The following is a 25899-nucleotide window of genomic DNA, read 5'->3' on the forward strand; positions in this document are numbered from 1 at the left end:
CAGGTTGGCGGCGAAGATGCCGACGATGTCGGGGTCCTTCTGCAGCGCCGCGGTCACGATCTCGGCGGCGGTGGAGGGCTCGTTGTGCGAGTACTGCACGCCGACGGATTCGAACTTGCTGTCCTTGGCGACGGCGTCTTCGAAGCCCTGGGCGCGGGCGTCGGTGGTGGAGACGCCCGGGTCGGTGGAGACGACGAGCACCTTGCCGCCGTTGGGGTTGGCCTTCTGGATCGCCTCGAACGCTGCGGCTCCGCCGCCTTCGTTGTCGGAGGAGATCTGCGAGACGGCGCCCGAGGGGTCTTCCAGCGTGGTGTCGACGAGGACGACCTTGATGCCCGCAGCCTCAGCCGCTGCGATCGGCGCCTGCATGGCCGACACGTCGGTCGGGGCGATCAGCAGGGCATCGGGCTTCGACGCCACGACGGCGTCGACGATCGGCTTCTGGAGGGTCGGGTCGAACTTCTCCGGACCCTGGGTCGTGACGGTGGCGCCCTCCTTGGCGGCTTCGGCCTGGATGCCGCACTGCATGGAGATGTAGAACTCGTCGCCCGCGACGCCCTGGACGAACGCGATCTTGTATCCGCCGTCGCTGCCGCCGGACGCGCCGCCGGCAGCGGAGCCGCCCGAGCAGCCCGCGAGGGTCAGCGTCGCCGCCATGCCGAAGACCGTCAGGGCGGTCGCCTTCTTGTTCCACTTCATTGTGATCACCGTTCTGTGTCGAGTACTGCTGTCGGGTTGGTAAGGGATGGAGAGGGAAGGGATGCCGCCGCGGCTCAGCCGCGCCGACCTCCGCTGAGGAACTTGCGCCAGAGGCCCTGCGAGTTGCCGCGGGTCGCGGCGGTTCGACGGACCTGGTCGACGTAGACCGCCGCGATGAGGACGGCACCAACGGCGACCTGCTGCCAGAAGGGCTGCACCCCGGTGATGACGAAGCCGTTCTGCAGCACCGCGGGGATGAACAGGCCTACGACGGTGCCCATGATCGTGCCGACTCCGCCGAAGAGCGACGTCCCACCGATGACGACGGCGGCGATGACGTTCAGGTTGGTCTGCGACTGGCCGGCGATGGCGGTCGTGGAGAACTGCGAGAGCGACAGGATGCCGCCGAGCCCGGCCAGGGCGCCGGAGATCGTGTAGATCTTGATCAGCTGCGCGTCGACCTTCACGCCGACCCGGCGGGCGGCGATCTCGCTCGAGCCGACCGCCAGCGTGTAGAGGCCGAACTTGGTGAAGTGCAGCACGATCGCGCCGATCACGACCACCACGAGCGCGATCACGCTGATGATGGGGACGGACCCGAACACGTTGCCGTAGCCGATCGAGACGGTCAGCACGGTGGGGACGTCGCGGATGTCGACGCCGCCGGTGAGGATCTGCGCGAGGCCGAGGGCCATGCCGAGGGATCCGAGGGTGACGATGAGCGGCGGGATCTTCGCCTTCGCGATGAGGAAGCCGTTGAGCAGACCCCAGCACACACCGCTGAGCACGGCGACGAGGATGCCGACGATCGCGACGCCCCAGCCTTCGCCGCCCAGGGCCCGCATCGCGAGAGCGGAGACGACGCCCGAGAACACCAGGACCGAGCCGACCGAGAGGTCGATACCCGCGGTGATGATCACGTAGGTCATGCCGACCGCGAGGACGGCGAGGATCGAGGCGTTCTGGATGATGAGGCGGAAGTTCGACCACTGGGCGAACGACTCGGGCGCGATGATGCTGAACACGATGATGATCGCCAGCAGCACCAGGAGGATCTGGAACGCCTGGGTGCGCAGGACCGCGACGAGGGGGTTCGTCTTCGTGTTGTCGTCGAAGGTGCCGATCGCGACGGTCTCGGTGGGAGGGGTCTGGGTGCTCACTTCTGGTCGTCCTTCGTGACGGCGCCGGTCATGAGTCCGACGAGCTCTTCCATGGAGGTGTCTTTGGCGTCGATGTTGGCGACGCGGGTGCCCAGGCGCAGCACCTGGATGCGGTCGCTGACGTCGATGACGTGGGGCATCGAGTGCGAGATGAAGACCACGGCGATGCCCTTGTCCCGCACACGGCGGATCGTCTCGAGCACGTTCTTGGTCTGCCGCACGCCCAGGGCCGCCGTGGGCTCGTCGAGGAACACCACCCGCGAGGCCCAGTGCACGGCGCGGGCGATCGCGATGGCCTGGCGCTGTCCGCCCGACATCTCGCCGACGGGCGAGGTGAGCGAGCGGACCGTGGCGCCGAGCTCGTCGAACGCGGCGCGCGAGGCCTTCGCCATGTCTTTGGTCTTCATGAACCCGAGGGCGCCGGCGAGGCCCGGGCGGCGGATCTCGCGCCCGAGGTACATGTTCTGCACGGGGTCGAGGTGCGGAGCGAGGGCGAGGTCCTGGTAGACCGTCTCGATTCCCAGCGACGAGGCGACCTGCGGGTTGCTCATGTCGATGGGCTTGCCGTCGAAGAGGATCTCGCCCTCGTCGACCGCGAGGTTGCCCGAAAGCGCCTTCACCAGGGTCGACTTCCCGGCGCCGTTGTCGCCGATGAGGGCGGTGACCTCGCCGGGGTACACCTCGAAGTCGACGTTGTGGAGGGCGCGGACGGATCCGAATTGGCGCGACAGGCCGCGCGCCTGCAGCACGGGCACGGTCGTAGTGGTGCTCATGAGAAAGCTCCTTCGTGGGGGCCGACGGGGGCATCGGAGACGGTGACGACGAGATCGGCGCGGTCGCGTCCGCGCTCGACGATGAGCGCATTGCGCTCGTCGACCTCGCGGACCCAGGCGACGGCCTCGTCGTGGGGGTGGTCATGGGAGACGCGACGGGCGATGAGCCGCTCGCGACGGGTGTGCGCCTCGATGTCGAGGAACCACACCTCGTCGAGGCGCGAGGCCACGGCATCCCACCCGAACTCGTCGTGGAGCAGGTAGTTGCCCTCGGTGATGACGAGCGGGACGTCGGCGGGAACGAGCACCGCCGAACCGATCGACTCCTCGAGGCCGCGGTCGAAGCGCGGGGCGTAGACGGTGTGACCGGCGCGGATGCGGTCGAGCAGGGCGACGTAACCGTCGACGTCGAAGGTGTCGGGGGCGCCCTTGCGGTCGCGCCGGCCGAGGCGCACGAGCTCTTCGTTCGCGAGGTGGAAGCCGTCCATGCCGACCAGGACCGCGTCGTCGCCCAGGGCGCTGAGGAGGGCGTCGCTCACGGTCGACTTGCCCGCGCCGGGTGTTCCGCACAGCCCCAGCACGCGACGCTCGCCGGCCGCGACCAGCTGCCGGGCACGGTCGACGAGGTCGTCGAGGTGCACGGTCGCGGCGGTGGCCGGGGCGGCGTTCTCCGAGGTGGGGGTCACAGCGGTGTGGTCCTTCCGAGGACGCCGCACATCGGAGTGCTGCGTCGGTGAAGCGGGTCCGGTGGGGGTGTCCACCGGTCGAACTCCGGTTACGGTAAGCCCACCGTGACACCGGTGTCAACACCCGAGATCAATTCGTCATGACACCGAAGTCATCCGCGTGATTCTGTGGTTATCATGGGCCGCGACGACACCGCCGTCGTCCTCGCCGCCCGGACCCGTGAAAGAGCCCACCATGACCGCACTCACCGACCGCATCGTCCTCGTCACCGGAGCCGGTGGCGGTATCGGCGGAGCGACCGTCCGCCACCTCGTCGCCGCCGGCGCGACGGTCCTCGCCGCCGGTCGCGACGCCGACAGCGTCGCCGCCATCTGCGACGAGACCGGAGCCGAACCCGTCGTCTTCGACCTCGAGTCGGAAGAGCAGATTCGCACCGCCATCGAGGGCCGCGACCTCTACGGCGTCGTGAACTGCGGCGGCTGGGGTGGCGAGATCGCCACGCCCATGGACACCGACATCGACGTCTTCGACAAGGTCATGAGCATCAACGCCCGCGGCTCGCTCCTGGTCACCAAGTACGCCTCGCGCGAGATGATCCGCGTCGGCAAGGGCGGGTCGATCGTCAACGTCTCGAGCCAGGCGAGCCTCGTCGCCCTCACCGGTCACATCTCGTACGGCTCGTCGAAGGCCGCGCTGGACAACATCACGCGCGTCTCGGCCCTCGAGCTCGGCGGCTACGGCATCCGTGTGAACAGCGTGAACCCCACGGTCGTCATGACGCCGATGTCGGCCTGGTACTGGGGCCGCCCCGACATCGAGGGCCCCTTCCTCGAAGCGATGCCGCTGCACAAGTGGGCCACCGAGGACGACATCGCCGCCCCCATCGTGTTCCTCCTCGGCGACGGCGCCGGCATGATCTCGGGCGTATCGCTCCCCATCGACGGCGGCTACTCCAGCCGCTGATCCCGGATGCCGCGGAGGCGGCGCCGCGGTGGGCGGCGCCGTCTCCGCGGGCTGTGCTGGCGGGTCGCGCTGGGTCTGGGATCCGCGCAGGCTCAGTCGAAATTCGGCTCTCGGGCCTGAGGTTGCGCGGATCGCTGAGGGTGTGCGACGCGGGGCGGGGCCGGCGGCGCGGGCGCGTCGCGTTTGCTCCGGGATTCGCGCAGGCTCGGTCGGGATTCGGCTCTCGGGCCTGAGGTTGCGCGGATCGCTGAGGCTGTGCGGCGCGGGTGGGTGGGCGGCGCGGGCGCGTCGCGTTTGCTCTGGGATTCGCGCAGGCTCAGTCGGAATCCGGCTTCCGGGCCTGACATTGCGCGGATCGCTGAGGCTGTGCGGCGTCGCCCCCGGGGCTACAGGCCGAGCGTGCGCCGCAGGTAGTCGTTGCGGAAGACGCCCCGCGGGTCGATCTCGCGGGCCACGGCGAGGAAATCGCCCGAGCGGGGGAGTGTCGAGAGGATCCGCTCCCGGGGCATGGTGAACGCCTTGCCCCAGTGCGGGCGCGCCTCGAAGGGCGCGAGGGCTTGCTCGATCGCGGGCAGCACCGCGAGGACGCCGTCGGTGTCGTTGCGCCACGTGAAGTGGATGACCATGACGTCGCGCCGATAGGCCGGGCTCAACCACAGCTCGTCGGCGGCGACGGTGCGCAGCTCGGTGACCAGCAGCTGGTCGTCGAAGGCCGGGGCAAGGGCCCGTACCGCGGCGAGGGCCTCGCGCGCCGAGGCGAGGGGCACGAAGTACTCGCTCTGGATCTCGTCGCCGTCGCTCGGCAGGGCGTCGGCGCGGAAGTGCGGAAGACGCGTGTGCCACGGACCTGCGGTACCGCGCGGCGTGGTGTTGTCGACCGTGCGGATGCGGCCCAGATGGATGTCGTCGCCGACGGGCCGGCCGCCGAGCTCCTCCACCCACGACGGTGCCCCGGCGTCGCTCTTGGCCCACACGAGGTCGTGGTCGGGATCGCCCCAGGTCGTGAAGACGCTCACGCTGCGCGAACCGCCGAAGACACGCTCGATGTCGCCGGTGATGTCGTCCCACGCGACCCCGGTGTACGCCTGCTGCGTGACCTCGTAGGTCGGCTCGGTCTGCAGCTCCACGGCGGTGACGACGCCGAGGGCGCCGAGGCTGAGGGCGGCGGCGCCGAACCACTCGTGCGTGTCATCGATGCGGTGCATGCGGCCCTCGGCATCCATGATCTCGACGGCACGCACGGCGCTGGAGAGGTTGCCGTTGCGCAGGCCCGAACCGTGCGTCCCGGTCGCGGTGGCGCCCGTGACCGAGATGTGGGGGAGCGAGCCGAGATTGTGCAGCGCGCGACCCTCGGCCTCGAGCACCGGGGCGAGCTCGGCGAAGGTGACCAGGCCCTCGACGCGGGCGCGGTCACCGTCGACCTCGACGCGCACGGGCAGACGCTCGAGCGAGACGAGTGCAGCTGCGGAGTCGGCGATGTCGTTGAAGGTGTGGCGGGTCGCCTGCACGCGGAGGGAGTCGGCGGATGCCACGACCTCGGCGAGTTCGTCGAGATCGGCGGGCAGCAGCACCTCGGTGGCGCGGTAGCGGTGGTTGCCCGACCAGGTGGCTCCGGGGGAACGGGTCTCGGTCATCGGGTCTCCTGTACGGCTCGGGGCGGACGCCTCCATCCTGCCCCGCCCCACCGACGTCGGGGTTCGTTCAGCGCGGCGGGAACAGCGCCGCCTCGAAGACCGCCTCGGCGGCCCCGACGAGAAGGCGGTCCTCCCCGAGCTCGGCCACCGCCAGGCGCAGCCCCTCGGCGCACGCGGGGATCGTCTGCGCCCGCACGGCCCGGTCGAGGCCCGCGAGGTCGAGCTCGGCGAGGGCGGCGAGGAAGCCGCCCAGCACGATCACCGCGGGGTTCATGACGTTCGCGGCATTGGCGAGGGCCGTGGCGAGGATCCGCCTCTGGCGGTCGGTCTCGGCGCGGACCGCGGTGTCGGTGCTGTGCGAGAGCGCCGCGGCCAGGGCGGTGTCGTCACGGGCGTCCTGGCGCACGACGTCCACGAGCAGCGCCCGGCTCACCTCGTCCTCGAGGACGCCGTCCACGGCGCGGCGGTCGCTCGGGTCGACGATGCCGGGCCGGTTCTGGCCGAACTCCCCGGCGTAGCCGCCCGCGCCGCCCAGCGGCATCCCGCCCACGATCACCGCGCCGCCGATGCCGCTCGCACCTCCGTTGAGGTAGACGACGTCGTGCGCGCCGCGCGCGGCGCCGAAGAGGTGCTCGGCCACCGCGCCGAGGGCGGCGTCGTTGGCGACGTGGGTCGCGAGGCCCGTGGCATCCGTCATCAGATCCGCCAGCGGAGCGTCTTTCCACCCGAGGTGGGGCGCCTCTCGCACGAGTCCGTCGGACGCCCGTACGGGGCCCGGCACGGCGGCCCCCACGCCCACCAGGCGTGCGCCGGACAGGACGCCCTCGCGCCAGCGATCGAGATGGATGCCGACGAGCTCGGCCGTGCACTCGGGGGTGAGCAGCTCCCGCTGATCGAGGCGCTCGCGCGCGACGATCGTTCCGTCGAGTGCCACGGCGCCGATGTCGAGGGCGTCGACCTCGGGGTTGACCGCGATGGCGACGACGCGGGGGTCGGGGCCCACGATCGGGGAGGGGCGGCCGACGCGGCCCTGGGCGTCGGAGGCGCGCTCGATCACGAGCCCCGCCCGCTGCAGCTCGCCCACGAGATCCGCGATCGTCGAGCGGTTCAGCCCCGTCGCTTCGGTGAGGGCGGCGCGGGAGCGGGGACCCTCGCGGTGCACGGTGCGCAGCACGAGCGACAGATTGGCGCGGCGCATGCCGTCGCCTCGGCTGCCCGCGGTGACCATCCGACCACTGTGCCACGGGCCGGGCCGATTCCCACCCCGACCACAAGCGGGCGGTGCCAGGATCGGAGCATGAACCTCTCCGGCATCCCGATCACGACCATCCGCGGCGAGCAGACGACCTTCGGCGAGCTGACCGACGGAAAGGCCGCCCTCGTGGTGAACGTCGCCTCGCGGTGCGGCCTCGCGCCGCAGTACGAGGCGCTCGAGGCGCTGCACAAGAAGTACGCCGACCGCGGGTTCACGGTGATCGGCTTCCCCAGCAACCAGTTCCTGCAGGAGCTCAGCGACGAAGACAAGATCGCCGAGTACTGCTCCGCCACATGGGGCGTGACTTTCCCCATGTCGGAGAAGGTGAAGATCAACGGCCGCCACGCCCACCCGCTCTACCAGGAGCTGACATCGACCCCGGACGTCGAGGGCAGGACCGGCCGCATCTCGTGGAACTTCGAGAAGTTCGTCGTCGCGCCCGACGGCCGGGTGACGCGTTTCAGCCCGCGCACGCTCCCGGATGCCCCCGAGGTCGTCGCGGCGATCGAGGACGCGCTGCCGGCCTGATCGGCTCGCGCGCAGCTCTTTCGAGAGTCCACGACACGCCGCTTTCCTTTCGCGGTTGCGGCGTGTTCTGGACACTCATCGTGGTTCGCGGCGATGTCGGAGCTGTGCCCTAATCTGAGCGGCATCCGACCCTCTGAGGAGTTGCCGTGACCGATGCCGTCGTGCTCGTCTCGGGTGGCGCTGCCGTCACCCCGTTCACCGACACCGACCGCGGTGCCCGGTCGGGGCTCGCGGCGGGCAACACCCTCACCGCGCTCCGCGAGCACTACCGTGCGGCCGGGCTGCCGGTCTTCACCGCGCCCGCCCGCATCGGCGCGGGGATCGTCGAGGCGGATGCCGGGTGGCAGGGCTTCGGCGACGTCCCGGTCGTGCTGCCCGCCGAGCTGACCATCAACGCCGTCGGCGGGGTCGACGACGCCGGCGTCGCGCTGGCCGCCTTTTTGCGGTGGCTCAGTGCGGAGTACGACGTGACGCGCTTGGACCTCGTCGCGCACTCCATGGGCGGCCTGTTCTCGCGCGCGGCGATCCGCGAGCTAGCCGGGGCGGGCCCGCGGGTGGACCGCCTCGTCACCCTCGGAACACCGTGGGACGGCGCGGTGCTCGGCGACGCCGTCGCGGGCGACATCACGGATGCCGACGCGCACGGCGACCCGGCCACCACGACGATCCTCGACCAGGCGCGGGCCTACGCCGCGGCGAACTCCCAGGGAGCGGCCGAGCAGGTGTCGCGGCGGTTCCTGCGCGCCTGGAACGACGCGCAGGAGGGCGTGCTCGACGACGTTGCGGTCACGGCGATCGGGGCGGGGTTCTTCGCCGCCGCGACCGAGCCGATACAGCTCTGGCCGCACGACGGGCTCGTGTCGCTGCGCAGCGGTCGCGCCGACGACGTGCCGGCGGCGGTCGTTCCCCGCATCGATCGGCGCTCGTTCCCCGACCACGTGCACAGCATCTTCTTCGCGGACGCCTTCGGTCTGCCGTGGGAGCGCGCGCTCACGTGGGATCCGCGGGTCTTCGACGTGGTCGACGCCGCGCGGGAAATCTGAGGGGAACGCTGGACTCCGCGGCATCCGGGATATATGTTGTGAGCACCAACAAAACCCGATGCGCGTCACCGCGCGCTCGTGCGTCCATGCGAAGGAGCAGGAATGCCCACCCCCACCCGCGATGACAAGTTCTCGTTCGGACTCTGGACCGTCGGCTACAACGGCACCGACCCCTTCGGTGGCCCGACGCGTAAGCCCCTCGACGTCGTCCACGTCGTGGAGAAGCTCGCCGAGCTCGGCGCGTACGGCCTGACCTTCCACGACGACGACCTCTTCGCCTTCGGCTCCACCGACGCCGAGCGTCAGACGCAGATCGACCGCCTCAAGGGCGCGATGGAGGCCACCGGCATCGTCACGCCGATGGTGACCACCAACCTCTTCTCGGCCCCCGTCTTCAAGGACGGCGGCTTCACCTCCAACGACCGCCAGGTGCGTCGTTTCGCCCTCCGCAAGGTGCTGCGCAACCTCGACCTCGCCGCCGAGCTCGGCGCGAAGACCTTCGTCATGTGGGGTGGTCGCGAGGGCGCCGAGTACGACTCCGCGAAGGACATCCGCCAGGCGCTCGAGCGCTACCGCGAGGCCGTCAACCTGCTCGGCGACTACGTCACCGACAAGGGTTACGACATCCGCTTCGCCATCGAGCCCAAGCCCAACGAGCCCCGCGGCGACATCCTGCTGCCCACGCTCGGCCACGCGATCGCGTTCATCGACTCGCTCGAGCGCCCCGAGCTGGTGGGCCTGAACCCCGAGGTCGGCCACGAGCAGATGGCGGGCTTGAACTTCGCCGCCGGCATCGCCCAGGCGCTGTACCACGGCAAGCTCTTCCACATCGACCTCAACGGTCAGCGCGGCATCAAGTACGACCAGGACCTCGTGTTCGGCCACGGCGACCTGCACAACGCCTTCGCCCTCGTCGACCTGCTCGAGAACGGCGGCCCCGGCGGCGTGCCCGCCTACGACGGCCCCCGCCACTTCGACTACAAGCCCTCGCGCACCGAGGACGAGACCGGCGTCTGGGACTCCGTCTCGGCCAACATGAACACCTACCTGCTGCTCAAGGAGCGCGCCGCGGCCTTCCGCGCCGACCCCGAGGTGCAGGAGGCACTCGAGGCCGCCAAGGTCGCCGAGCTCGCTCAGCCCACGCTGAACGAGGGCGAGACCTACGACGACTTCCTCGCCGACCGCTCGGCATACGAGGACTTCGACGCCGACGCCTACCTCGGAGGCAAGGGCTTCGGCTTCGTCCGCCTGCAGCAGCTCGCCACCGAGCACCTGCTCGGCGCTCGCTGAATCGGGACGGGGCCCGGATGCCACGGCATCCGGGCCCCCTTTCTTCCGTTGAGCGTCCACGACACGCCGCATCGCCATTGTGCGAAACGGCGTTTCGCGGACACTGAACGGGATGCCGCGCTGTGGCGGCGGGAACAAGAGGAGTGAGCATGACGCTCGTCATGGGAGTCGACTCGTCGACGCAGTCGTGCAAGGTCGTCGTCGTCGACGCCGAGACCGGGAGGGTCGTGCGCGAGGGGCGCGCGTCGCACCCCGCGGGAACGTCGGTCGACCCGGAGGCCTGGTGGAGAGCGCTTCAGGATGCCATCTCCCAGGCCGGCGGTCTCGACGACATCGCCGCGGTGTCGATCGCGGGCCAACAGCACGGCATGGTCGTGCTCGACGCCGAGGGCGCGGTGATCCGCGACGCTCTGCTGTGGAACGACACCCGTTCGGCCCAGGCCGCGCGCGACCTCATCGCCGAGGTCGGTGCCGAGGCCTACGCCGAGCGGACCGGTGCGGTGCCGGTGGCGTCGTTCACCGGCACGAAGCTGCGCTGGCTGCGCGACGCCGAGCCCGAGAACGCCGCGCTCGTCGCGGCCGTCGCCCTGCCCCACGACTGGCTCACGTGGCGCCTGCGCGGTTTCGGTCCGGGCAACGCCGTGCTCGATGAGCTCGTGACCGACCGCTCCGACGCCTCGGGCACCGCGTACTGGGGCGCCGACGGGTACGACCTCGACCTGTTCCGTCGCGCCCTCGGTCACGATGCCGTGCTGCCGCGCGTGCTCGGCCCCTGGGAGAGCGCGGGCACGCTGCCCGGCGGTGCCCTCGTCGGCCCCGGTGCGGGCGACAACGCCGGAGCGGCGCTCGGCCTCGGCGCGGGCGTGGGCGACGTCGTCGTCTCTCTCGGCACCTCGGGTACGGTGTTCGCCGTCGCCGACGAGCCGACCCGCGACACGACGGGCGCGGTCGCCGGCTTCGCCGACGCGACCGGTCGGTTCCTCCCGCTGGTGGCGACCCTCAATGCCGCGCGCGTGCTCGACGCCTTCGCGGGTCTGCTGGGCGTCACGCACGACGAGCTGGGTGCCCTCGCGCTCGAGGCCGAGCCCGGCGCCGGCGGCGTGGTGCTCGTGCCGTGGTTCGAGGGCGAGCGCACGCCCAACCTGCCGCACGCGCAGGCGTCGCTGACCGGTCTGACCCTGGCATCCACGAATCGTCCGAACTTCGCGCGCGCCGCCATCGAGGGGATGCTGAGCGGCCTCGCCGTCGGGCTCGAGGCGATCCAGGCCCAGGGGGTCGACGTGCAGCGCGTGCTACTCATCGGCGGGGCGGCGGCGAACGAGGGCGTGGCGCGCATCGCCGCACAGGTGTTCGACGCCGAGATCGTCGTGCCGGCCGCAGGGGAGTACGTCGCGCTCGGGGCGGCCCGTCAGGCGGCCGGGGTGTGGGCGGGTGGACCCGTCGACTGGGCGGTGTCGACGACCCGGACGGTCGAGCCCGACCACCGGCCCGAGATCCGCGAGCGATACGACGTCGTGGCGGCGCTGCGCGCGGTCGAGTGATCCCGGGAGGGGGACGGGTCCCGGGAGGGGAACGGAAACCCCATCCCTCTCGGGTCGGGGCCTGCGGTCACCGCACGCGTGAGAGCACCGCGCCTGCGTGCGCGAACTCGATGCGGAGGCGGGCGAAAGGGCACCGAGGCGGGGCGAATTGTGGACGGTACTCGCGGCGATCCGTCGCGACCGCTCATCGACATCGCGTGGACCCGTTGGTGTAACACGGCCCCCTCTATTCTGACGCGGCCGGTCGAACCCTGTCAGGATCCCCGACGGAGGGTCTCGGCCTGCCGGTGAGCGATGGTCGCTCGCCGCCGGAGCTCTGGGAGTTTCCGCTTGTCTGCTCGTTCACGAATAGCGGCCGTCGGTGCCGCCCTGCTCATCGCCGCATCGATCTCGCTCCCCTCGGCGGCCATCGCCACCTCGGACGCCTCCGACGACCTGTGGACGCCCGCGCACGACGTCGACGCGTCCGCCCTCACCCCCTCGCCCACCCGGTTCGAGTCCTTCGACCTCGACCTGTCCGGGATGAGCTCTCTCCTCGCCCCCGCACGCTGGTCGCGAAGGCGACGGGACTGCGGGCGGCCTCGGCCGAGCGCACGATCACCGTTCCCGCCCCCGACGGCAGCCTCGTCGCCTTCCAGGTGCAGCCGGTCCAGATCCTGGCCAACGACCTGCGGGAGCAGCTCGCGGCGCGTCGACGTCGCGCGGGCCGCGCCGACGATGCGGCACGCCCCTGAGGGGGATCACCCGCGCGCGACGGGGTGGTAGCACAGCGCGCTCATAGGCCAGAGTAGGACCGGGTCCGTCGACGTCTTGTAAGGGGGGCGTCGGCGGACTCTTCCGCGCGGGAGCGCTCCCGCGTCAACCGTCTTCCGGCCGCGGCCGGTGCGCTCTACCGTCCTCGCATGACGCGCATCCACCTCCACGCCCCGTCTTTCGACCGAGAGATCGACGTCGACATCCATCCCTCCGGCGACTCCGTCCGCGACGACCTCATAGAGGCCGAGGGGATGACCTGGGTGCGCGACGGGGACGTCGACGGGATGCCGCGATACATCCCGGCCGCGGCGGGTTGAGGGCCTCGCCGCCGCACTCAGCGCGGCATGCGCACGTCGGCGTCCGTCGGTTGCACGCGCGCGTACGACGGCTGGCGCGCCGCGCGCACCCACGCGTAGGCCCCCGAGCCCGGGAGCGATCGTCGCACCGCGTCGAACCGCAGCCCGGTGTCGTCTTGGTCGCCATCCGCGCGCAGATCGACGACGGCGAACGGATGCCACGCCCCGAGCGCCGTGGCGTGCCCCAGGGTGAGCGACCAGGTGCGGTCGTCCTCAGCGCCGAGCTCCCGGGGATCGGTGGCGGCGGGGCGACCCGACCGCGTCCGCGCGCCCACGAGCACCGGCCCACGCGTTCCGCGGTAGGGGAAGAGCGAACCGAAGCGCGCGGATTCGGCGCGGCGGTGCAGCAGCAGCGCGAAGCGCGCGGGGACCGTCCACCCCGTCGAGGCGAGTTCGATGTCCGCGGGCGCCCCGCTCGCCTCGACGCGCAGCGCGAGCCCGAAGATGTCGGGCAAGGGCGCGGGCAGGCCGATCGACCGGGACACGCGGGCGACGACCGGCACGGGCCCGCCGGGACCCCGATCGATCCACGCGATCCCCGAGGGCTCGGCATCCGGGATCCATCGCACCTGCCCGCTCAACACCACCCCGCGCGGATGGATCGGGCGGGGGTGGCGCAGGCGTTGCCCGAGGGCGAACGCTCCGCTCAGAACCGCGCCGATCGCACGCGCGACGGGGGCGTGCGAGAGGCGGGGGATGCCGGTGCCCGAGGTCATCGCGCCATCGCACCCCACGCCGGCCCGGTCGGCCGAGGGGGTTGCGCGCCGCTACTGTGAGGGACCATGAGCGGCGAGGTCGGGGGCAAGCGCATCGGCGTGCGCGAGGTCGCCGCCGCCGCGGGCGTCTCGACGCAGACCGTCTCGCGGGTGCTCAACGGCTATGCGGGCATCCGGGAGAGTACGCGCGAACGCGTCTTGGCTGCGGTGGCGGACCTCGACTACCGCGTCAACAACGCCGCGCGGGCGCTCGGCACGAGCCTGACGCGGACGGTCGGGGTCGTGGCATCCGATGCCGTGCTCCACGGGCCCTCGGCGGGCATCGCCGCTCTCGAGCGCGCGGCGCGGACGCGCGGGCGGTGGATCTCGACCGCCTACACCGACTCCGATGACCCCGCCGACATCGACGCCGCGGTGCGGCACTTGCTCGCGCAGGGCGTCGACGGGATCGTGCTGGTCGCGGCGCACGGAGCCACTCCTCTCGAGGGGTACGACGTGCCGATCGTGCCGCTGTACGGCGAGTCGGGAATCCGCCAACGCGACGCGGCCGCCCTCGTCGTGGATCATCTCGCCGACCTCGGACATCGCTCGATCGTCGAGCTCGCGGGCCCCTCCGACTGGCGCGAGGCCCTCGCCCGCACGGACGGGGTCGCCGACGCCGTGGCCCGCCGGGGTCTGGACATCGTCGAACGCGTCGAGGGGGACTGGAGCGCCGCCTCGGGGTCCGCCGTCGTCGACGCCGTCGCCGCCCGCGTCTCCGCGGGGGCCACGGCCGTCGCGGTCGCCAACGATCAGATGGCGCTCGGCCTCGTCGCGGGCCTGGCCGCTCGGGGCCTGCGGGTGCCCGCCGACGTCTCGGTGACAGGGTTCGACGACAACCCGGATGCCGCGTTCTACACGCCCGCGCTCACGACGGTGCGTCTGGATGTCGAGGGCGAGGCGGAGTACGCCGTGGCCGCCGTGCTCGGCGACGACGCCCCGCCGCCGGCGGCCCCGGTGCTCGTGATTCGGGACTCGACGGCCCCACCGCGCTGACACCCGACGGCCTCTCGCGGAATCGGGATGTTACCGGTAACATTGCGACACGAGGGCGCCGCGCCCCACCACCCGAACCCCGTCGAAGGAGACTGCGTGTCCGACGCCGCCCCGTTCACGCCCGAGGTGCAGCAGGCGATCGACGCCGTACGCGCCGACGTCGCGAAACTGCACGCCGAGCTCGTGCGCTACAACCTCATCGTCTGGACCGGCGGCAATGTCTCGGGCCGCGTGCCCGGTGCCGACCTGTTCGTCATCAAGCCCTCCGGTGTCTCGTACGACGACCTGGCCCCCGAGAACATGATCCTCTGCGACCTCGACGGCAACGCCGTTCCCGGCACCCCCGGCTCCGAGCGCAGCCCCTCGAGCGACACCGCGGCGCACGCCTACGTGTACCGGAACATGCCCGAGGTCGGCGGGGTCGTGCACACGCACTCCACCTACGGCGTCGCGTGGGCGGCCCGGGGCGAGGAGATCCCCTGCGTCATCACGGCGATGGCCGACGAGTTCGGCGGACCCATCCCGGTCGGTCCCTTCGCGATCATCGGCGACGACTCGATCGGCCGCGGCATCGTCGAGACGCTGCGCGGCCACCGCTCGCGCGGCGTGATCATGCAGAACCATGGACCCTTCACGATCGGCACGAACGCCAAAGACGCGGTGAAGGCCGCCGTCATGCTCGAGGACGTCGCCCGTACCGTGCACATCGCGCGCGAGGCGGGGCCGCTCATCCCGATCCCGCAGGACAAGATCGACGCCCTCTACAACCGCTACCAGAACGTCTACGGACAGAGCACGGACGACCGCCGATGAACGCGCACATCACCGAAGGCCGGGCGAGCCTCGGCATCGAGCTCGGCTCGACCCGCATCAAGGCGTGCCTCATCGGCCCCGACGCCGAGGTGCTCGCCACCGGTTCCCACGAGTGGGAGAACGTCTACGCCGACAAGCTGTGGACCTATTCGCTGGATGCCGTGTGGTCGGGCCTCCAGGCCGCCTACGCCGAGCTGGTCCAGAACGTGCAGCAGCAGTACGGCGTCACCCCCGAGCGCTACGCCGCGATGGGCGTGTCGGCGATGATGCACGGCTATCTCGCCTTCGACGCCGAGGGTGAGCTGCTCGCCCCCTTCCGCACGTGGCGCAACACGAACACCGGTGTCGCCGCTGCCGAGCTCACCGAGCTGCTGGGAGTGAACATTCCGCTCCGCTGGTCGATCGCGCACCTGCACCAGGCCGTCGTCGACGCCGAGCCCCACGTGCCCGAGATCCGCTTCCTCACCACCCTCGCGGGCTACGTGCACTGGAAGCTCACCGGCGAGAAGGTGCTCGGCGTGGGGGATGCCTCGGGCATGTTCCCCATCGACTCCGCCACCCGCGACTACGACGCCGAGCTCGTCGCGCGCTATGACCAGCTCGCCGCGGGCCGCGTCCCGGCGCTGAAAGACCTGCTGCCCCAGTCGCTCGTCGCCGGCACGTCCGCCGGAAACCTGACCGATGAGGGGGCGCGGCTCCTCGATCCGAGCGGAACCCTGCGCCCCGGCATCCCGTTCGCTCCTCCCGAGGGCGACGCGGGCACCGGCATGGTCGCGACGTGCGCCGTGGCTCCTCGCACCGGGAACGTCAGCGCCGGCACGAGCATCTTCGCGATGGTCGTGCTCGAGCGTCCGCTGAGCCAGGTGCACCACGAGCTCGACCTGGTCACGACGCCCGCGGGAGACGCGGTCGCGATGGTGCACTGCAACAACGGTGCGAGCGAGCTGGCCGCGTGGGCCAACATGTTCACCGCGTTCGCCGCCGCTGCCGGCACCCCGGTGACCCCGGATGCCACCTATGCGGCACTGTTCGAGGCGGCACTGAACGGCGAGGCCGACGCCGGCGGACTGCTGGCCTACAACCACCTCGCGGGTGAGCCCATCGCGGGTCTCGACGAGGGCCGACCGCTGGTCGTGCGCACCCCTGACAGCCGCCTGACGCTGCCGAACTTCATGCGCGCGCAGCTCTACGGCGTGTTCGGCACCCTCGCACTCGGCATGGACGTGCTCCACGGCGAGGGCGTGCAGCTCGACAAGATGTACGCCCACGGCGGCATGTTCCGCACGGCCGGCGTCGCCCAGCGCTTCCTCGCCGCTGCCCTCGACGCACCCGTCGCGGTCGCCGAGACGGCGTCCGAGGGTGGGGCGTGGGGCATGGCCGTACTCGCCGCGTACGTCGCCGACGACTCCGGCCGCGACCTCGACACGTGGCTGCGCGAGACGGTGTTCGCCACCGCCCCCATCGTCACCGCCGATCCCGAAGCGGCCGACGTGGCCGGCTTCTCGTCCTACCTCGACCGTTACCGCGCAGGCCTCGCCGTCGAGGCCGCCGCCGTGGCATCCCTCTGAAGATCCCTCACGAAGGAAAAGAAATGACCCGCACCCCCCTCAAGAACGACCTCGACGGCTACGAGGTCTGGTTCGTCACCGGCAGCCAGAACCTTTACGGCGAAGAGACGCTGAAGCAGGTCGCCGAGCAGTCGCAGGCCGTCGTCGAGGGCCTGAACGGCCTGCCGGTGAAGGTCGTCTGGAAGCCCGTGCTGAAGGACTCCGACAGCATCCGCCGCATGGCGCTCGAGATCAACGGCCGCGACGACGTCATCGGCGTCATCGCCTGGATGCACACCTTCAGCCCCGCGAAGATGTGGATCTCGGGGCTCGACGCCCTGCAGAAGCCGCTGCTGCACCTGCACACGCAGGCCAACGTCGAGCTGCCGTGGAACGACATCGACTTCGACTTCATGAACCTGAACCAGGCCGCCCACGGCGACCGCGAGTTCGGGTACATCCAGACGCGTCTGGGCGTCGCACGCAAGACGGTCGTCGGCCACGTGTCGAACCCCGCCGTGCGCCAGCAGGTCGAGGACTGGGAGCGCGCCGCCGCCGGCTGGACCGCCGCCCGCACCCTCAAGCTCGCGCGTTTCGGTGACAACATGCGCTTCGTCGCCGTCACCGAGGGCGACAAGACCGAGGCCGAGCTGCGCTTCGGCGTTCAGGTCAACACGTGGGGCGTCAACGAGCTCGTCGAGGCCGTGGAAGCGGCATCGGATGCCGACATCGACGCCCTCGTGCAGGAGTACGTCGACAGCTACGACGTCGTCGAGGAGCTGCTCCCCGGCGGCGCGCGCCACCAGTCGCTCCGCGACGGCGCGGCGATCGAGCTGGGCCTGCGCTCGTTTCTCGAGGAGGGCGGCTTCGGCGCCTTCACCACCTCGTTCGAAGACCTCGGCGCGCTCAAGCAGCTGCCCGGTCTCGCGGTGCAGCGGCTCATGGCCGAGGGCTACGGCTTCGGTGCCGAGGGTGACTGGAAGACGGCGATCCTCGTGCGCGTCGCGAACGTCATGGGTGCGGGCCTGCCCGGTGGTGCCTCGCTCATGGAGGACTACACCTACGACCTCGTGCCCGGCTCCGAGCGCATCCTCGGTGCCCACATGCTCGAGGTCTCGCCCTCGCTGACCACGAAGAAGCCGCGCCTGGAGATCCACGAACTCGGCATCGGCGGCAAGGACGACCCGGTGCGCCTGGTCTTCACCGCCGACGCGGGCCCCGCGCTCGTCGTTGCGATGAGCGACATGCGCGACCGCTTCCGCCTCGTGGCCAACGTCGTCGAGAACGTCGACGCCCCCGACCTGCCGAAGCTGCCCGTCGGCCGCGCCGTGTGGAAGCCCGCCCCCGACTTCGCGACCTCGGCCGGCTGCTGGCTCGCCGCCGGCGCCGCCCACCACACCGTCATGACGACGGCCGTGGGCATCGAGGTGTTCCGCGACTTCGCCGAGATCGCCAAGACCGAGCTCGTCGTCATCGACGACGACACCACGGTCCGCGGCTTCCAGAGCGAGCTGCGCTGGAACCAGGCGTACTACCGCCTGGCCCAGGGCCTGTAAGACCCGTCGTCCCGGGCCGCCCTCGCGTTCGTCGCGGGAGGCCCCGGGGCGATGCGGCACGTGCGCGTTCTGTTCGCTCGGAACGCGCCCCGGGTCGCCGAGGTGCCCCTTACCGCCTCGGCGAGCGGACCGTGCCCCGGATCCGTGGTGGCGGTGGGCTGCCCGGATCCGGGGCACTTCTTCGTTCACGGTGTGCTCGGCCGCACTTGTCGGCACGTGGGCGTTGTGGCATCCGGTGCTGAGTGCTGTGTCCGGGTTTCGGTGGAGGCGTGTCCCACGTTGTGCGGCCTGGGCCGGGTTGAGCCCGCACTTCTCGGGACATGGATGCCAGGGCGCCGGCGCCCCGGCACGCGGCGGCCGCTCAGGACGGCGGCGTCGGCGCGAATGAGGCCAGGGCCGCGCGGTAAGCGGCGGAGTCGGCGCGGATCTCAGGGGTGACGAGCAGGCCCGCCGCCCCGAGGGTGCGGACGTACGCCCCGCGGCACGGGAGGACGACGATCTGGACCAGGCCCCTGCGCCACGCGGGGACGAGGGCCTCGACGTCGCGCCGCTCGGGTATCTCGGCGAACGCGTGGGGACGAGCCGTACGCCGGGCGGCAAAGGCGCGCTCCTGAGCGTCGCGGTACGAGGGGTCGTCGAACACGTCGTCGCCGAACTCGTCGCGCCACGACGGGCCGCTCACCTCGGCGAGCAGGGTCGCGCGCTCCTCCGCGTCGAGATCCGACCGCATGAGGCGGTCCATCGCGGCAGAGTCGGTCGGGCGCCCCGCGTGTGCGATGACCGGTGCCCACAGAGCGGTCCAGGCTGTTTCCCACCGGGCGCGTTCGCTCCGGTCGAGGGTCCGCGCTGCCGGCGCGGGGGTGTCGAGCACGGGCGGCGGAACGTCCCCCGAGACCTCGAGTCCGTAGGCTTCGCGCACCCATAGCATCTCGAACGCCTCATGCGGGCTGTCCTGGATCGACAGGAGCATCTCGTGCGGCCAGGGATCACCGGGAACGGGGTGGGCGGACTGCATGCCTCCATGGTGACGGAGTCGTCGGCGGGTGTCACCGCGCTGGCCGGAAGGCGAAGGAGCGGCGGCGGCTCAGGGGCGCCGCACGAGCAGGGTGTCTCCGATGAGCTCCGCGTTCTCTGCCGTGAGGTCCTGCGGCGCCGACGCGAACTCGACCTTCACGTTGCCGATGGTCAGCGAGATGCTGCCGCCCCCACAGCTGGCCGTGTATGAGGCCACGGAATCAGCCGCCCGAGCGACGATGCAGACGTGCCGCGCGCCGTCTTGGGCCGCCCAGTAGTGGTCGCCGCCCGAGTCCTCGCCGACGTACCGGCTGGTGCTCGCGTCCCAGAGCGGCATGACGTCGTCGGGCAGGCGATCCTTCGGCGTCTGCTCGCGAGAGAAGATCGCATCGTGTTCGGCGGATCCCCCGAGGGTGGGCCCGCCGCTCGTGCACCCCGCGAGTAGCGATGCCGTGACGGCGAGAAGGGCGGCGACGGTGCGGCGTCTCATCACCCCACGGTAGGGAAGCGGCCCGCCGGGGGCAAGGATTCGCGGGTTCGGGGCGCGTTCGTCCGCTCGCGGCGCAGAATGTCCCGCCCCGAACGGAAACCCGCGCCCCAGACCGGACTACAGTCGCTGCCCCAGCGCCCACAGCCGATCGGCGCGCCCCGAGATCGCCTCCGACAGCGCGAACGCCTGCGAGTCGGTGAGGGATGCCACGTAGTCCACGATTCCGCGGGAGCGCGCGAGCGTCTCGGCCTCGGCGTCCGAGGGGCGACGCTCGGCGGGCAGGGACGCGTACTGCTCGCGGGCCAGGGCGATGAGCTCGCGCAGGCGCCGCGGGGTGCGGGCGCGATCGAGGTCGTCGTCGAGCCACTCGCCGAGCGCGCGCACCGATCGCGCGAGGATGCGGCTCATGCCCCGCTGCTGGATCGCGAGGTCGGGGCGGCTGAGCACGAACCGCTTGTGCACGAATTTCAGCACCTCGACGTGGTGCCAGGCCCAGGGCGAGAGCACCACGGGGCCGGCCCGCGGGGTGTCGAGGGGACGCAGGCGCGCCGACTCCTGGAACCGGCGGATCCAGCGATCGGTGAACGCCGCGAGCCGCCGTTCGGCCGTCAGCGACCCGTCGAACGGGCGCGCGAGCAGATCGGTGACCATCTCGGCATCCACGTCGCTGACGGCGGCGAGGAAGGCCTCGTCGTCGGCGATCCACGGGTCGTCGCGCCGCATCTTGCGGCGCAGTCGCTCGAGGCCGGCCCCGGGCATGAGCTCGGCGCGGACCTCGGCGTCGTCGCGGTCGCGCCACTCGAGCACGTCGTCGAGCCACCCGCGGAACTCCGCGGCGATGGGCGCGTGATCGAGAATTCCCGCGCGGTAGAAGTCGTCGACGTCGTGCACCGAGTACGCGATGTCGTCGGCGAGGTCCATGACGGCGCCTTCGATGCTCTGGCGCAGGGGCTCGGCATCCACCCCCTGTCGGGCCTCGACGAGATCGGCGAGGTCGATGTCGTAGGCCGAGTACTTGTGCACCCGATACGCGCCGTCGGAGGAGCGACGGATGCCGCGGGGCGGCCCGATCTGCTCGACGTCGGCCGCGTCGACCGAAGGCGCCCAGGGGTACTTCGCCGAGGCCGCCCGGACGGCGGCGGTCAAGTTGAGCCCGCGCGGAGCGTTCTCGACGACGTCGAGCGCGGTCAGGATGCGATACGTCTGCGCGTTGCCCTCGAAGCCGTCGGGCAGACCCAGCTCTTCGCGGGCGAGGCGGTCGAGGGTGGACTCGCCGAGGTGCCCGAAGGGTGGGTGGCCGAGGTCGTGCGCGTACGCGGCGGCCTCGACGACCGTGGCATTGCAGACGTCGCCCTCGCTGGCTTGCCGCGAGCGGGTGTTCAACTGCAAGGCGACCACGCGCGCGATCGCGCTGACCTTGAGCGTGTGCGTCAGGCGGTTGTGGACCGGCGCCCCGCCGATGGAGGGCGAGACGACCTGCGTCACGGCCGAGAGCCGCGAGAAATACGGCGAGAACTGGATGCGCTCGAGATCGATCGACCACGGGTCGGCGCGAGCGTCGTCGTGATCGGGATGGATCCGGGATGCTGGGTTGCCCACGACCCCGTCGTGGTGGGGACGCGTCGGCTCGGCGTCGGGCGCCGGGCCACCGGGCGCTGTGGCGCGCGCCTCGGTGGCTGGGGGAGCGGTCTCGTCGTGCAGTGTCATCGGGTCCTTCCGCGGCGTCGATGGCGTGGATCCACGCTAACGCCAACGTGGAAGATCAGCGCCGCGGGCCGGGCCCGCTCAGCCCCGCCGCACCTCGACCTCGACCACCCGCGCGTCGTCGCCGCCCAGCTCGTACGTCGGGCCGGTGATCCGCAGCGCGACCGTCTCGTCGACCTCGGTGCACGAGGGCCCGAGCCGCAGCTCGACTTCTCCGGGCTCGACGACGCGGCGCATGGCCCGGTCGCTGTAGGCGAGCCGCGAGGCCGGCACGGTGAAGCGCACGTGGGCGCTCTCTCCGGGCCCGAGCTCGACGCGCGCGTACGCCACGAGCTGCGCGACGGGGCGCGTGACGCTCGCGACCGGCCGGTGCGCGTAGATCTGCACGACGTCGGCGCCGCGCCGGGCTCCGGTGTTCTCCACCCGCAGTGACACGGTGAACGCGTCGCCGGCGCGCACCTCGGCGGAGGTTCCGGAGGCCGGCACACCGGCGCCGACGGCGGTTCCGGTCCCCGTGACCCCGTCGACCGTCAGCCCGCCGCGCGCGAACGAGGTGTACGACAACCCGAACCCGAAGGGCCGCACCGGAGTCGGGTCGGTGCTCGTGACCCCCGAGGGGCCGCCGAGCAGGGGGTGCAGGTACGAGTACGGCTGCGCCCCGGCGGAGCGGGGGAGCGAGACGGGCAGGCGCCCCGAGGGGGTGGCATCCCCCGCCAGAAGCGCGGCGAGGGCGGGAGCGCCCTCTTCCCCGGGGAAGAACGCCTGCAGCACGGCCGCGGGACCACTCGCGGTGTCGAGCGCCCAGTCCAGTGCGTAGGGCCGTCCGGTCAGGAGCACGAGCACCACCGGTGTCCCCGTCGACACGACCGCCTCGACGAGTTGGCGCTGGACTCCCGGCAGGTCGAGGGAGTCGGCGTCGTTGCCCTCGCCGACGGTTCCGCGTCCGAAGAGACCGGCGCGGTCTCCGACGACGACGATCGCGACGTCGGCGTCTCGGGCGGTGGCGGCCGCGGCATCCAGGCCCGATACATCCGTGCCCTCCACCGCGCAGCCGACAGCGTACGAGACCTCGCCGAACTTCTCGACGAGCGCCTCGCGGACGGTCGGCAGTGAGAAGCCGAGCGGGAAGCTCGGGTGGTGCGCGAGTACGTGGTTCGCGAACGAATAGCACCCCATGAGGGCGTCGGTGCTGTCGGCGTTGGGACCGATCACCGCGATGCGGCCGGGGGCGGTGAGCGGCAGCACCCCGTCGTTGCGCAGCAGCACGACCGACTTCTCGGCGAGGCGGCGGGCCAGTGCCCGGTGCTCGGTGTCATCGAGGTCGACCGCGGTCGGGGCGTCGGAGAAATCGGCATCCAGCAGCCCGAGGTCTTCTTTCTCGGCGAGCACGCGTGCGACGGCGCGGTCGACGACGGCTTCGGGGAGGGCCCCGGATGCCACCCGCTCGGCCAGCTGCGGGTAGGCGTCGGGCCCCGGAAGCTCGACGTCGATCCCCGCCTCGAGAGCGAGCTGGGCGGCCTCGCCGCGGTCGGCGGCGACCCCGTGCATGGACCGTAGGAACTCGACGGCGAAGTAGTCGGAGACGACCGTTCCGTCGAAGCCCCAGCGCCGGCGGAGCAGGTCGGTCAGCAGCTCCGGATTCGAGGCCACGGGCACCCCGTCGATCTCGGTGTACGAGTTCATGACGCTGCGCACGCCGCCGTCGCGCACGGCCATCTCGAACGGGGGCAGGAAGACGTCCTGCAGCTCGCGCTGACCCGCCGAGACGGGGGCGTGGTTGCGTCCGGCCCGCGAGGCGGAGTAGCCGACGAAGTGCTTGAGCGTGGCATGCACGCCGGCCTCCTGCAGTCCACGGACGTAGGCCGTGCCGATGGTCCCCACGACGTAGGGGTCCTCGGCGATGCACTCGTCGACGCGCCCCCACCGCGCATCGCGCACGACGTCCAGCACCGGAGCGAGCCCCTGGTGCACGCCGACCTCGCGCATCGAGCGACCGATCGCGGATGCCATGAGCTTCACGGCATCCGGATCGAAAGAGGCGCCCCAGGCCAGAGGCGTGGGGAAGGTCGCGGCCTTCCACGCCGCGAAGCCGGTCAGGCACTCCTCGTGGACGAGGGCCGGGATGCCGAGGCGCGTCTCGGTCTGCAGGCGACGCTGCTCGCCCCAGAGCCAGGCGGCGCGCTCGACGGGGTCGACGGGCCGCGTGCCGTAGACGCGCGTGAGGTGGCCGAGACCGTGCGCGGTGGCCTCGGCGTAGGCGGTCGAGGTGACCTTCTCGCCCGAGAGCGGGGCGACGACCTCGTCGCCCTGGTCGACCCAGTAGCCGACGAGCTGCGCGAGCTTCTCGTCCAGGGTCATGTCGGCCACGAGGGCGCTCACGCGGGGCGAGACCCCCGGCGTGCGGGCAGCACCGACGTCGGTGTTCTGGATGGTCATGGTCGGATCAGCCCTTCACGGCACCGGTGAGGCCACCGACGATCCGGCGCTCGAAGACGCTGAAGAACAGCAGAGCGGGGATCATCGACAGCGAGGTGAAAGCGAGCACTCGCGCGGTGTCGACGGAGTACTGCGAGGCGAACGCCTGGGTGCCCAGCGGCAGCGTGAAGGCGGCCTCGTTGTTGAGGATGAACAGCGGCAGCATGTACGAGTTCCAGCTGTTCACGAAGGCCAGGATGCCGACCGTCACGACCGCGGGGACCGCGAGGGGCAGCACCATGCGCCAGAAGAACCCGAGGCGGCCGAGGCCGTCGATGGAGGCGGCCTCCTGCAGCTCTTTCGGGATGGCGGCGAGGAACGGCGACAGGATGATGATCGTCAGCGGAAGGGCGAAGGCGATCTGCGGGACGATGACGCCGGCGAGCGAGTTCATCAGGCCGAGGCCCCGGACGAGGATGTACAGCGGCGTGATGGCCACCGTCATCGGGAACATCAGCCCCGCGGTGAAAAGCGCGAACACCGCACCGCGGCCGCGGAAGCGGTAGCGCGCCAGAGCGTAGGCGGCCATGAGGCCGAGGGCGACGACGAACACCGTGGTGGCGATCGCCGCGATCGCGGAGTTGCCGACCTGGCCCCAGAAGACGGGGCTCGCCAGCACGTCGGCGTAGTTCTGCCAGTTCCAGGTGGTCGGAAAGCCCGAGGGATCGACGGTGATCTCGGCGTTGGAGCGGAAGCCGCCCAGGATGATGAAGACGACCGGCGCCAGCATCATGCCGATCAGCAGCAGGGCGACGAAGCCGACGACGACGCCGGTCGAGCGCTTGGAGCCCGCGGGGGCGCGCCGCACCGAGCGCGGGGCCTTCGGGGCGATGAGGGTGGCGGTGGCGGTCATTTCGAACCTCCCGTGAGGGCGCCGTCGGTGTCGCGCCGCAGCACGAAGCGCTGATAGACGAGGGCCACGGCGAGCGAGATGAGGAACATCACCACGGCCACGGCGCTGCCGTAGCCGAAGCTGCCGGCGTTGCGGCCGTTGGCGACCATGTAGGTGGCCATCGTCGAGGTGCCGGCGGTCGAGGCGACGTACTGGCCCCAGATGATCCAGACGAGGTCGAACAACTGCAGCGAGCCGATGATCGACAGGAACGCCCAGATGCGGATCGTCGGGCCCATGAGCGGCAGCACGATGTGCCGTTGAATCTGCCAGTAGGAGGCGCCGTCGATGGCCGCGGCCTCACTGAGCTCCTCGGGGATGCCCTGGAGACCTGCGAGGAAGAGGATCACCGCGAAGCCGATGTACTTCCAGGTGATGATGATCAGCAGCGTCCAGATCGCCAACGCGGGGTCGGAGATCCAGTCGGCGCGGAGGGCGCCGAGCCCGATCTTCTCCAGAGCCCCGTTGACCGCGCCACCCGACTGGAGCATGAGGCCCCAGCCCAGACCGACGACGACCTCGGAGATGACGTAGGGCACGAAGATCAGCACGCGGATGAGCGATTGCGCCCGCATCTTGCGGTTCAGCAGGAGCGAGAGGCCGAGCGCGAGCGGTCCCTGCAGCACGAGCGAGCCGATGACGATGAACGCGTTGTGCCCGAGGGCCTCGTGGAAGGCGGGGTCGGTGAGGATCGTGACGTAGTTGCGGAGGCCGACGAAATCGACGGGGGTGCCGAAGCCCGACCACTTGTAGAAGCCGTAATAGGCGGCCAGGGCGACGGGGAGGATGACGAACGAGACGAACACCACGAGCGCGGGGCCCAGGAGGATCGCGAGTTCGCCGCGGATGCGCCAGTTCTCGAGCCGACGCCGAGCGGGCGGCCGCCCGGCCGAGGGGGTGCGCGTGGCGCCCTCCTCGGCCGGGCGGCGAGACCCGGTGTCGGTCGCCGAAGCGGCCAGGTGGGTGGTCATG

The 25899-nt window shown here is 71.3% G+C and carries 24 protein-coding genes; 11 read left to right on the forward strand and 13 right to left on the reverse strand.

Translation table 11 applies throughout. The annotated features are described in order from the left end of the window. The 4 genes from F9B98_RS12270 to F9B98_RS12285 all read right to left on the reverse strand — a co-directional run. On the reverse strand, positions 1-699 hold a 699-nt coding region (locus tag F9B98_RS12270; RefSeq protein ID WP_150957879.1), incomplete at its 3' end, for a substrate-binding domain-containing protein. A 74-nt stretch (positions 700-773) separates the two neighbouring features. Then, positions 774-1859, reverse strand: a complete 1086-nt coding sequence (locus tag F9B98_RS12275; protein WP_150957881.1) for an ABC transporter permease — start codon at positions 1857-1859, stop codon at positions 774-776. Beyond that, positions 1856-2632: an ATP-binding cassette domain-containing protein gene (locus F9B98_RS12280; protein WP_150957883.1), complete on the reverse strand. Its 777-nt coding sequence runs from the start codon at positions 2630-2632 to the stop codon at positions 1856-1858. The genes F9B98_RS12275 and F9B98_RS12280 overlap by 4 nt, the downstream gene beginning before the upstream one ends. Beyond that, a complete protein-coding gene (locus F9B98_RS12285) occupies positions 2629-3318 on the reverse strand; it encodes a nucleoside/nucleotide kinase family protein (protein WP_225310335.1) in 690 nt (229 codons plus the stop codon). Before F9B98_RS12285 ends, F9B98_RS12280 begins: the two co-directional genes overlap by 4 nt. Positions 3319-3553: 235 nt before the next feature. Here F9B98_RS12285 and F9B98_RS12290 point away from each other — a divergent pair, with 235 nt between their 5' ends. Then, positions 3554-4282 (forward strand): SDR family oxidoreductase, encoded by a 729-nt coding sequence (locus F9B98_RS12290; protein WP_150957885.1) that lies wholly within the window; start codon positions 3554-3556, stop codon positions 4280-4282. 386 nt (positions 4283-4668) lie between these two features. Here F9B98_RS12290 and F9B98_RS12295 read toward each other — a convergent pair whose 3' ends face one another. Together F9B98_RS12295 and F9B98_RS12300 are read right to left on the reverse strand one after the other, a co-directional pair. Then, entirely contained in the window at positions 4669-5916 is a 1248-nt protein-coding gene (locus F9B98_RS12295; protein WP_191966826.1) for a D-arabinono-1,4-lactone oxidase, read from the reverse strand. A 67-nt stretch (positions 5917-5983) separates the two neighbouring features. Then, positions 5984-7114, reverse strand: a complete 1131-nt coding sequence (locus F9B98_RS12300; protein ID WP_225310336.1) for an ROK family transcriptional regulator — start codon at positions 7112-7114, stop codon at positions 5984-5986. Between the two features lie 99 nt (positions 7115-7213). Here F9B98_RS12300 and F9B98_RS12305 point away from each other — a divergent pair, with 99 nt between their 5' ends. The 6 genes from F9B98_RS12305 to F9B98_RS15965 all read left to right on the forward strand — a co-directional run bounded on the left by F9B98_RS12305 (position 7214) and on the right by F9B98_RS15965 (position 12646). After that, positions 7214-7699, forward strand: a complete 486-nt coding sequence (locus tag F9B98_RS12305; RefSeq protein WP_150957892.1) for a glutathione peroxidase — start codon at positions 7214-7216, stop codon at positions 7697-7699. 146 nt (positions 7700-7845) lie between these two features. Further along, positions 7846-8742: a lipase family alpha/beta hydrolase gene (locus F9B98_RS12310; RefSeq protein WP_150957894.1), complete on the forward strand. Its 897-nt coding sequence runs from the start codon at positions 7846-7848 to the stop codon at positions 8740-8742. Between the two features lie 102 nt (positions 8743-8844). After that, complete coding sequence (gene xylA, locus F9B98_RS12315; protein ID WP_150957897.1) at positions 8845-10032, forward strand: xylose isomerase; 1188 nt, start codon at positions 8845-8847, stop codon at positions 10030-10032. A gap of 149 nt (positions 10033-10181) precedes the next feature. After that, a complete protein-coding gene (gene xylB / locus F9B98_RS12320; protein WP_150957899.1) occupies positions 10182-11573 on the forward strand; it encodes a xylulokinase in 1392 nt (463 codons plus the stop codon). Between the two features lie 437 nt (positions 11574-12010). Then, positions 12011-12307 carry a hypothetical protein gene (locus tag F9B98_RS12325; RefSeq protein WP_150957901.1) on the forward strand — a complete coding sequence of 99 codons (297 nt, stop codon included), beginning with the start codon at positions 12011-12013 and terminating at the stop codon, positions 12305-12307. A 168-nt stretch (positions 12308-12475) separates the two neighbouring features. Beyond that, positions 12476-12646 carry a hypothetical protein gene (locus F9B98_RS15965; RefSeq protein WP_191966827.1) on the forward strand — a complete coding sequence of 57 codons (171 nt, stop codon included), beginning with the start codon at positions 12476-12478 and terminating at the stop codon, positions 12644-12646. Between the two features lie 17 nt (positions 12647-12663). Here the strand turns inward: F9B98_RS15965 and F9B98_RS12330 are convergent, their stop codons facing one another. Then, positions 12664-13401, reverse strand: coding sequence for a hypothetical protein (locus F9B98_RS12330; protein WP_150957903.1), 738 nt, complete (start codon positions 13399-13401; stop codon positions 12664-12666). Between the two features lie 66 nt (positions 13402-13467). Here F9B98_RS12330 and F9B98_RS12335 point away from each other — a divergent pair, with 66 nt between their 5' ends. The 4 genes from F9B98_RS12335 to araA all read left to right on the forward strand — a co-directional run bounded on the left by F9B98_RS12335 (position 13468) and on the right by araA (position 18352). Next, the gene (locus F9B98_RS12335) at positions 13468-14436 is read left to right on the forward strand and encodes a LacI family DNA-binding transcriptional regulator (RefSeq protein ID WP_150957905.1); all 969 of its coding nucleotides are present in this window, start codon (positions 13468-13470) and stop codon (positions 14434-14436) included. 96 nt (positions 14437-14532) lie between these two features. Further along, on the forward strand, positions 14533-15249 hold the full coding sequence (locus tag F9B98_RS12340) for an L-ribulose-5-phosphate 4-epimerase (RefSeq protein WP_150957907.1): 717 nt from the start codon (positions 14533-14535) through the stop codon (positions 15247-15249). Continuing rightward, positions 15246-16817 (forward strand): xylulokinase, encoded by a 1572-nt coding sequence (locus tag F9B98_RS12345; RefSeq protein ID WP_150957909.1) that lies wholly within the window; start codon positions 15246-15248, stop codon positions 16815-16817. Before F9B98_RS12340 ends, F9B98_RS12345 begins: the two co-directional genes overlap by 4 nt. A 23-nt stretch (positions 16818-16840) precedes the next feature. After that, positions 16841-18352, forward strand: coding sequence for an L-arabinose isomerase (araA, locus tag F9B98_RS12350; RefSeq protein WP_150957911.1), 1512 nt, complete (start codon positions 16841-16843; stop codon positions 18350-18352). 361 nt (positions 18353-18713) lie between these two features. On the opposite strand, the gene F9B98_RS12355 is transcribed toward araA, so the two are convergent. The 6 genes from F9B98_RS12355 to F9B98_RS12380 all read right to left on the reverse strand — a co-directional run bounded on the left by F9B98_RS12355 (position 18714) and on the right by F9B98_RS12380 (position 25898). Further along, positions 18714-19367 carry a hypothetical protein gene (locus tag F9B98_RS12355; RefSeq protein WP_150957914.1) on the reverse strand — a complete coding sequence of 218 codons (654 nt, stop codon included), beginning with the start codon at positions 19365-19367 and terminating at the stop codon, positions 18714-18716. 69 nt (positions 19368-19436) lie between these two features. Continuing rightward, entirely contained in the window at positions 19437-19856 is a 420-nt protein-coding gene (locus F9B98_RS12360) for a hypothetical protein (RefSeq protein WP_150957915.1), read from the reverse strand. A 117-nt stretch (positions 19857-19973) separates the two neighbouring features. Further along, positions 19974-21563, reverse strand: coding sequence for a deoxyguanosinetriphosphate triphosphohydrolase family protein (locus F9B98_RS12365; protein WP_150957917.1), 1590 nt, complete (start codon positions 21561-21563; stop codon positions 19974-19976). Between the two features lie 78 nt (positions 21564-21641). Continuing rightward, positions 21642-23996 (reverse strand): beta-glucosidase, encoded by a 2355-nt coding sequence (locus tag F9B98_RS12370; protein ID WP_150957920.1) that lies wholly within the window; start codon positions 23994-23996, stop codon positions 21642-21644. Between the two features lie 7 nt (positions 23997-24003). After that, entirely contained in the window at positions 24004-24888 is an 885-nt protein-coding gene (locus tag F9B98_RS12375) for a carbohydrate ABC transporter permease (protein WP_150957922.1), read from the reverse strand. Further along, a complete protein-coding gene (locus tag F9B98_RS12380; RefSeq protein ID WP_150957924.1) occupies positions 24885-25898 on the reverse strand; it encodes a carbohydrate ABC transporter permease in 1014 nt (337 codons plus the stop codon). The genes F9B98_RS12375 and F9B98_RS12380 overlap by 4 nt, the downstream gene beginning before the upstream one ends. Between the last annotated feature and the right edge of the window lies 1 nt (position 25899).

The sequence above is a fragment of the Microbacterium testaceum StLB037 genome (assembly GCF_008763945.1).
Classification (GTDB): Bacteria; Actinomycetota; Actinomycetes; order Actinomycetales; family Microbacteriaceae; genus Microbacterium; species Microbacterium testaceum_G.

Bases quoted from the DNA above. Each gene is read 5' to 3' on its own strand.
- F9B98_RS12300 (WP_225310336.1), bottom strand. From the start codon at position 7,114: ATGCGCCGCGCCAATCTGTCGCTCGTGCTGCGCACCGTGCACCGCGAG.
- F9B98_RS12345 (WP_150957909.1), top strand. From the start codon at position 15,246: ATGAACGCGCACATCACCGAAGGCCGGGCGAGCCTCGGCATCGAGCTC.
- F9B98_RS12365 (WP_150957917.1), bottom strand. From the start codon at position 21,563: ATGACACTGCACGACGAGACCGCTCCCCCAGCCACCGAGGCGCGCGCC.
- F9B98_RS12330 (WP_150957903.1), bottom strand. From the start codon at position 13,401: ATGACCTCGGGCACCGGCATCCCCCGCCTCTCGCACGCCCCCGTCGCG.
- araA (WP_150957911.1), top strand. From the start codon at position 16,841: ATGACCCGCACCCCCCTCAAGAACGACCTCGACGGCTACGAGGTCTGG.
- F9B98_RS12355 (WP_150957914.1), bottom strand. From the start codon at position 19,367: ATGCAGTCCGCCCACCCCGTTCCCGGTGATCCCTGGCCGCACGAGATG.
- F9B98_RS12370 (WP_150957920.1), bottom strand. From the start codon at position 23,996: ATGACCATCCAGAACACCGACGTCGGTGCTGCCCGCACGCCGGGGGTC.
- xylA (WP_150957897.1), top strand. From the start codon at position 8,845: ATGCCCACCCCCACCCGCGATGACAAGTTCTCGTTCGGACTCTGGACC.
- F9B98_RS12335 (WP_150957905.1), top strand. From the start codon at position 13,468: ATGAGCGGCGAGGTCGGGGGCAAGCGCATCGGCGTGCGCGAGGTCGCC.
- F9B98_RS12380 (WP_150957924.1), bottom strand. From the start codon at position 25,898: ATGACCACCCACCTGGCCGCTTCGGCGACCGACACCGGGTCTCGCCGC.
- F9B98_RS15965 (WP_191966827.1), top strand. From the start codon at position 12,476: ATGACGCGCATCCACCTCCACGCCCCGTCTTTCGACCGAGAGATCGAC.
- F9B98_RS12295 (WP_191966826.1), bottom strand. From the start codon at position 5,916: ATGACCGAGACCCGTTCCCCCGGAGCCACCTGGTCGGGCAACCACCGC.
- F9B98_RS12360 (WP_150957915.1), bottom strand. From the start codon at position 19,856: ATGAGACGCCGCACCGTCGCCGCCCTTCTCGCCGTCACGGCATCGCTA.
- F9B98_RS12280 (WP_150957883.1), bottom strand. From the start codon at position 2,632: ATGAGCACCACTACGACCGTGCCCGTGCTGCAGGCGCGCGGCCTGTCG.
- F9B98_RS12305 (WP_150957892.1), top strand. From the start codon at position 7,214: ATGAACCTCTCCGGCATCCCGATCACGACCATCCGCGGCGAGCAGACG.
- xylB (WP_150957899.1), top strand. From the start codon at position 10,182: ATGACGCTCGTCATGGGAGTCGACTCGTCGACGCAGTCGTGCAAGGTC.
- F9B98_RS12290 (WP_150957885.1), top strand. From the start codon at position 3,554: ATGACCGCACTCACCGACCGCATCGTCCTCGTCACCGGAGCCGGTGGC.
- F9B98_RS12375 (WP_150957922.1), bottom strand. From the start codon at position 24,888: ATGACCGCCACCGCCACCCTCATCGCCCCGAAGGCCCCGCGCTCGGTG.